This is a genomic window from Variovorax sp. JS1663, assembly GCF_002157355.1.
Taxonomy (GTDB): domain Bacteria; phylum Pseudomonadota; class Gammaproteobacteria; order Burkholderiales; family Burkholderiaceae_C; genus Variovorax.
In genome coordinates, this window is sequence record NZ_LYMK01000040.1 from 57,804 (window position 1) to 64,705 (window position 6,902).

Consider the following 6,902-nt stretch of genomic DNA (forward strand, 5'->3'; position numbering starts at 1 on the left):
ACCGATCCTCGGGGCTCAACCTGCCAGGAGCCGGCCGTCCAGGGTGATGCGCAGCGTGCGCACCGTCAGCACCGCCAGCGCCACGCTCAGGCCCGCCAGCAGCAGCTCGGCGATCGCCCACAGCGGCCAGGTCGACTGGGCCTGCGCATACTTCAGCGCTGCGTTGGCCAGTGCCGCCATCGGGAAGCTGATGGCCCACCATCCGGGCGAGAAGGGCACGCCGGGCCGGAACACCCTGGGTGCCACCACCACGAACATGAAGAGCGCGAAGTAGAAGAGCAGGGCGGCGAAGCGGTCGACCTCGCCGACGAGGTTGGTGTAGGCCAGGAAGCCCACCGCGAAGGGCGCGACCAGGATCATCAGCGAGGGCGTCATGAGCGGCGCCAGCGGCGCGTGGTGCGCCGGCCGCTTGACGATGAGCGTGAGCAGCACCAGCACCAGCGCGAGCACCGTGCCCACCCCCGCTGCGAGCAGGTTGATCTCGCCGGCCCAGGCCATGGGCATCTGTGCGCCGGTGACAGGGATGTCGAGCGTCGCCACGCCCGGAATGATCCAGGCGGGGACCATGTGCGCGCTGTCCGTCCCGCCGCGCAGCAGCCGCGAGACGACGACAAGACCCAGCCCGAGGGTCAGCAGCGCCCCCAATGTCCATACCACCTTCGCGGCGGCCGCGCCGTAGGGTGCGATGACGGCCGAGAGCAGCAGGACCGAGATCGCGATGGTGCCGAAGAAGTTGCCCGCGACCGGGTGGCTGAACTCCGCACGCACGGCCTCGGGATGCTTGGCAGCCTTGACCAGGTAGCCCAGCGCGAGCAGCACGAACACCCCCAGCGCCAGGGTGCCGATCGCCTCGCCGACGAAGGCCGGCGCGCCCAGGCTGCCGTGCGCGAGGCGCCACGCCAGTGCCAGCCCCGACAGTCCCATGACCGAGGCGAACAGGTTGACCGGCAGGTTGCGGATGGAGCCTTGCGCGGGCGCTTGGCGGGTGGCGTCGGCAGGAAGGGTCAGGGGAGAGGCTTGCATGGGCGACGTCTTTGCGGAGGCCGGGCGCCAGTTGGGCCGGCCGCGCGCCTACCAGGTGCAGGTGATCGGCATCGAGGAAGGCCTGCTCAAGAGCAGCAGTGGCCTGCGCCTGGCGGTCGACGCCACGGTCCGCAACCAGCGCGGGACGATCGACACGCTGCTGGTGGCCGGCAGCCCCAGCATCGACGAGATGGCCGGCGGCGCCGAACTCCACGCGTGGCTGCGGCGCCAGGCCCGGACGGTGCGCCGCTATGGGTCGGTCTGCACCGGTGCCTTCGTGCTCGCCGCCGCGGGCCTACTGGACGGCAAGCGCGTGGTGACCCACTGGAACTCGACCGCGCGCCTGGCCGCGGCCTGTCCGCGGGCACGCGTGGAGCCCGATGCGATCTATCTGAAGGACGGCAAGCTCTTTACCTCGGCCGGCGTAACCGCCGGCATGGACCTGGCCCTGGCGATGGTGGAGGAGGACCACGGCCGCGAGCTGGCCCTGCGCGTGGCGCGCGAGCTGGTGATGTTCCTCAAGCGCCCGGGCGGGCAGAGCCAGTTCAGCGCCCACCTGGCGGCGCAGACCGCCGAGCGCTCCGCCATGCGCGCCCTGCAGGACCACGTGCTCGCGCACCTCAGGGACGACCTCTCGGTGCCCACGCTCGCCGCCCGGGCCGGCATGAGCGAGCGCAACTTCGCGCGCGTGTTCCGCAGCGAGACCGGCACCACGCCGGCCGAGTTCGTCGAGAACGCCCGCATCGACGCGGCCCGCCGGCTGGCGGAGGAATCGGACCTGCCGGTCAAGCGGCTGGCCGATGCGGTCGGCTATGCGAACGTGGATGGGTTCCGGCGCGCCTTCGCGCGTCGGCTGGGGGTGACGCTGGGGGAGTACCGGCGGCGCTTCGTGCGCTAGGGGCCTCCGGATCGTCCGGCCCGCTAAAGCACCGGATCGTGCTGCAAGGCCCCCGTCGCCGTGCGGCTGCCGATGGGCTGGCCGCCGCGGGTCGCCGAGGTGGGGGAGGCGGCCACGCTGGTCGCGCCCTGCACCACCCGCAGCGCCCAGTCGCACACCACGTCCATGAAGGTCTGCTGCGATGCCATCGAGGTCAGGCTGTGGTCGATGTCGCCGATGAAGCGGTACTCGAAGCGCTGGGTGAAGTCCTCGTGGGCGAAGGGCCCGAGCTGGTCGCGCCCGCGGTCGACCACATGCATGGTGCCCGTGTAGAAGAGCAGCACCGCGACGTTGCGCTCCGCCACCTGCGTCATCGACCGGCGGAACACCGCGGCCGTGACCTCCGGCGGATCCGGCTCGAAGATGTGCGGCGCGGCCGCTGCCGCTGCCTTGGCGGAGAACTTGCGCTGCAGCCAGCGCACGGTCTTGCCGATCACCGCGGGATTGGTGGGCACGGCCAATGCACGTCGGAACTGCCGCTCCAGCTGCGCGCGGCGGCCGGGGAAGGCGTAGCCGTCGAACATCAGGAGGCCCACCACGCGCGAATCGGCCACCGCCAGCGACAGGCCGTTGGTGGCGCCGGAGCACAGCCCGATCACGATGAAGCGGCGCACGCCCAGCATGGTCTGGATCAGGTTCATCGCCGCCTGCAGGTCCAGCACCGCCTGCGTCAGGAAATGCTCGGAGCCGCTGGCCGGGCCGCTGTCGCCCAGTCCGGCCAGGTCGAGCCGCACGCTGCTGATGCCGCGTGCCGCCATCTGCCGCGCCAGCTTGACGTTGATGCGACGCGGCCCGATGCGGTGGTTGGCGCCCATGTTCAGCATGAGGCAGGCCACGGGCGCCAGCGGGCCGTCGGCCGGCGTGGTGATGATGCCGATCAGCGAGCCGTCGGGCCCGAACTGGACGGGTGTCTCTTTGTAGTCATTCATGAACTTCTGCCAGCAGACGTTGCAACGCCTCGGTGGGGACCATGGCATTGTTGGGATGCGGATCGGAGGTCCAGATCAGCGGGTGCTGAAATGCCGAGATCCGCAGCGGCATGTGGCGGGCCGTCTCCTTGCCCGCCCAATGATGGGCTGCCTGGTCCTCCGCGTCGGCGAGGACCACCGTCTCGTGCAGCGCGGTCAGCTGCAGTGTATCGGGCGACAGCGCGCGCAGCTGCTGGCGCATCAGCGGCGACACGCCGAAGCCGAAGATCTCTTCGGTGAAGGCGTCCGGATCGCGCGCCAGGCGCCGCCGCCAGTCCGGGTCGGGCACGCAGAAGGAGCGCTCCAGCGCGTCCACGTGGCCGGCGCGCAGCGTCTCCAGGTAGCGCGTGCCGTCCACGATCGGGTCCCACAGGATGAGTCGCGTCGGGTCGCAGCGTCCGCTCTTGGCGGCCATCACGGCCAGGCTCGCGCCCAGGCGTGCGCCGAGCCAGAGGATGCGGCGGTTTCCGGCGCGGCGGCGCAGCTCCTCGTGGGCGGTGCAGACGTCGCGCCGCCAGCCTTCGAGATCGCCGTCGGTGTCCTCGCCGGGCGAATCGCCGCTGCCGTGGTAGTCGAAGCGCAGCACGGCGACGCCGGCGCGCGCGAGCCGGTCCGACAGCACGCGGAACAGCCGGTGCCCGCGCACGGCCTCCTGGCCCAGCGGCATGCAGATCAGCACCGCGAGCTGGCTGTCCCGCTCCGGCGCGTGGTAAAGCCCGAACAGCTGCCTGGAGGCCGGGCCGAAGAGCATCGGTGTCATACGCAGATCTCTTGCTCGACCAGGGGGCGCTGCGGCGCCGCTGTCGCGGCCTCGCGGGCCAGCAGGCGGGCCACGGCGCACTGCGCGCCCTGGACGTCATGGAAGGAGGATAGCGCCAGGCGCACGAGGTCGTCCCCGGTGCCGATGTGCACCTCGCGCGCCTCGGGCAACACGCCCACCTCGAAGCTGCGGGTGTCCACCGACAGGCCCATGCCGGTGGCCTTGAGGCAGGCCTCCTTGCGGGTCCAGCAGCAGAGGAAGGCACGCTCGCGCGCCTCGGGCGGCAGCGCGGCCAGCGCGCGGCGCTCGCAGGCGCTGAAGTAGGTCTCGGCCAGCGCCTCGGCATCGGGCATCGGGCGCAGCAGCTCCAGGTCCACGCCGACCTCGGCCTGGTCGCAGACCGCGATCAGCGCCAGCGACTGGCTGTGGCTCAGGTTGAAATGCAGCCCGCCCTCGACCAGCACCGGCTTGCCGAAGGGCCCGAGCTGGAACTCCAGCATCGAGGCCGGAATGCCGCACTGCGAGGCCAGCGTCTCGCGCAGCGCCGCGTGGGCGGCGATGAAGCGGTTGCGGTCGCGCTTGAAGACGAAGCGCCGGGCGCGCTCCCATTCCGATTCCGACAGGGAAGCCACGGCCTGCGGCGCCGGCGTGGCGTCCAGGTCCACCAGCCAGAGCCGGCAGTGGGCAGAGGGAGGGAGCTGCTGGATCGTCATGGCAGTGTTCTATGGCGACGCACGACTTACGCAGGCCGCGAAGCTGGCCCGTTCGGGAGCACCCGCGGAGCCGGCTTTGCCGGGCCGCTGGGTGCGCCCCCGGTGAGGGGGTTGGCGGACCTCGCGTGGCGAGGGAAGCCTGGGGGAGAGTTTCATTTGCGGCCCCAGCCCAGCACGCGGCCCAGCAGGCCGCCGCGCTTGGCGCCGTTGTCGACGGAGGCTGCCGCCGCCGCGGCGGTGTCGATCGCCGTGCCGGCGGCGGACGAGGCCAGCTGCCCCAGGCTCTCGAACACGTAGCGCCGCGGCTCCACGCGGAAGCCCATCACCTGCTCGGCCTGCTGCACCACGCGCATCGCCAGCAGCGAGTCGCCGCCAAGGTCGAAGAAGTTGTCGTTGGCGCGGATGTCGTTGACGTCGATGGCAAGGGCGCTGGCCCAGATCTGCGCGAGCTTGGCCTGCTCGGGCAGCAGCAGCACCTGCGGCTGCGCCGGCCGCGCGGCCACGGTTTCCGCCGCGGTGGGCGTGGGCGCGTCGGCGGCAGCCAGGCGCTGCAGGTAGACCGCGCTGTCCGAGCCCTCGGGCGAGGAGAGCTCGGCCAGCGTCGCGTCGGGCCGCTGCGCCACCTTCTGCAGGAGCTCCATGTAGCGCTCCTTGAAGGCGGCGCCGGTCTCGCGCTTGTAGATGTCGGCGTTGTAGACCACCGCGCCTTCCAGGCCGTGCGGCTTGTCCATCAGCCAGATGCCGAGGTCGTCGGTCGCGCCGCGCTGCGGCAGGTGCATCTGCCGGTGCGTGAGTCCGCCGATGTCGCGCGGCCGCTCGCGTGCGTCCTGGAAGGAGAACAGTGCCTGGTACAGGCCCACGCCCTGGGCGCGCTCCTTGAACTCGGGCTCCTCCACCAGCCGCTCGAAGGGGATCTGCTGGTGGCTCATCACCGCGATCAGCTCCTGGCGGACGTAGCGCATGAACTCGCCGAAGCGCAGGCCGGGGTCGACCTGGAAGGACAGCGGCAGCACGTTGTTGAAGAAGCCCATCACCGGCTCCAGCTCGGGCGCCTCGCGGCCGCGCACCGGGGTGGCGATCACGATGGCGCGGCTGTCGACGATGCTGCTCATCATCAGGATGTAGATGCCCAGCGTCAGCATGTTCAGCGTGACGTCGTTGCGCTGGCCGATCTCGCGCAGGCGCTCGGCGAGCTGCCGCTCGACCGTGATCCAGTGCGCGCCGCCCTGGCCGCTCATGCCGGCCTTGCGCGGCATGTCGGGGCGCGGCGCCTTGGGCGTGGGCGAGTTGGCGAAGCGGTCCTTCCAGTAGCGCAGCTGCGCGTCGAACTCGGGCTCGGTCAGCCACTTGGCGTACCAGTCGGCGTAGTCGCCGTGGGTCACCGCCAGTGCTGGGAGGCCATGGTCCTGGCCGCGCGCCAGCGCGCCGTAGATGGTGGAGAGCTCGCTCTGCAGCACGTCGAAGGACCAGCCGTCCCACACCAGGTGGTGCGGCACGAACACGAAGGCATGGTCGTCGTCGGCGATGCGGAACAGCGCCGCGTGGAACATCGGTGCCTTGTGGATGTCGATCGGCTTGTCGGCCAGCTCGTGCATGCGCTCGACCAGCTCGGTCTCGCGCTGGTCCTCTGGCAGGTGGCCCAGGTCGATCACCGGCAGCTCGTAGGCCACCCGCGGCGCGATCAGGGCGACCGGCTCGCCGCTCTGCGGATGCGGGCCGACGGCGGTGCGCAGCGACGGCTGGCGCTCGATCATGATGGCCAGCGCGGCCTTGAACTTGGCCACGTCCAGCGGCCCGCCGAGGCGGTGCGCGGATGGGGCGTTGTAGGTCGGCCGGCCCGGATGCAGCTCCTCGACGAAGCGGATGCGATCCTGCATCGGCGTCAGCGGCGCGCTGGTGCGGTCCGGCACGTGGGCGATCGGCGCGCTGCGCGGCACGCCGCTGCCGTCCAGGGCCTCGATGGCGGCGGCCAGGCGCTCGGCGGTCGGTGCCTCGAACAGCAGGCGCAGCGGCACCGTGAGGTCGAGCTCGCGGGAGAGCAGCGTGGTCAGCCGCGCCGCCAGCAGCGAATGGCCGCCCAGCGAGAAGAAGTCGTCGCGGATGCCCAGGCCCGGCAGGTTGAGCACCTGCTCCATGGTCTTGAGCACCAGCGCCTCGCGCTCGTTGCGCGGGGCCAGGCGTTCGCCGTCGTCCTTGTGCGTGGCGCTGGGCTTGGGCAAGGCCTTGCGGTCCACCTTGCCGTTGGGCAGCAGCGGGAAGGCGTCCAGCGTCACCACATGCTGCGGCACCATGTACTGGGGCAGGCGGGCGCGCAGGTGGCGGTCGAGCGCGGCCAGGTCGATCGTGGCGCCCGGCGAGGGCGTGAGGTAGGCGACCAGGCGCACGTCGCCCGGCTGGTCCTCGCGCGTGACGACCAGGCTGCGCGCCACGCCCTCGATCTCGTTGCAGCGCGCCTCGATCTCGCCCAGCTCGATGCGGTAGCCGCGCACCTTGACCTGGAA

Annotated in this window: 6 protein-coding genes; 1 reads left to right on the plus strand and 5 read right to left on the minus strand. The window is 71.5% G+C overall.

The window, feature by feature from the left end:
• Positions 1–15: 15 nt before the first annotated feature.
• On the minus strand, positions 16–1,023 hold the full coding sequence (locus tag A8M77_RS26620) for an SLAC1 anion channel family protein (RefSeq protein WP_086924536.1): 1,008 nt from the start codon (positions 1,021–1,023) through the stop codon (positions 16–18).
• Here A8M77_RS26620 and A8M77_RS26625 point away from each other — a divergent pair.
• Complete coding sequence (locus A8M77_RS26625; protein ID WP_086924537.1) at positions 1,022–1,921, plus strand: GlxA family transcriptional regulator; 900 nt, start codon at positions 1,022–1,024, stop codon at positions 1,919–1,921. The two genes, A8M77_RS26620 and A8M77_RS26625, sit on opposite strands and share 2 nt — an antisense overlap.
• Before the next feature lie 23 nt (positions 1,922–1,944).
• Here the strand turns inward: A8M77_RS26625 and A8M77_RS26630 are convergent, their stop codons facing one another.
• The 4 genes from A8M77_RS26630 to A8M77_RS26645 all read right to left on the minus strand — a co-directional run.
• Complete coding sequence (locus tag A8M77_RS26630) at positions 1,945–2,889, minus strand: alpha/beta hydrolase (RefSeq protein WP_086924538.1); 945 nt, start codon at positions 2,887–2,889, stop codon at positions 1,945–1,947.
• Positions 2,882–3,688 carry a serine aminopeptidase domain-containing protein gene (locus A8M77_RS26635; RefSeq protein ID WP_238136976.1) on the minus strand — a complete coding sequence of 269 codons (807 nt, stop codon included), beginning with the start codon at positions 3,686–3,688 and terminating at the stop codon, positions 2,882–2,884. Before A8M77_RS26635 ends, A8M77_RS26630 begins: the two co-directional genes overlap by 8 nt.
• On the minus strand, positions 3,685–4,401 hold the full coding sequence (locus A8M77_RS26640; protein WP_086924539.1) for a 4'-phosphopantetheinyl transferase family protein: 717 nt from the start codon (positions 4,399–4,401) through the stop codon (positions 3,685–3,687). The genes A8M77_RS26635 and A8M77_RS26640 overlap by 4 nt, the downstream gene beginning before the upstream one ends.
• Before the next feature lie 152 nt (positions 4,402–4,553).
• On the minus strand, positions 4,554–6,902 hold a 2,349-nt coding region (locus tag A8M77_RS26645), incomplete at its 5' end, for an acyl carrier protein (protein ID WP_238136977.1).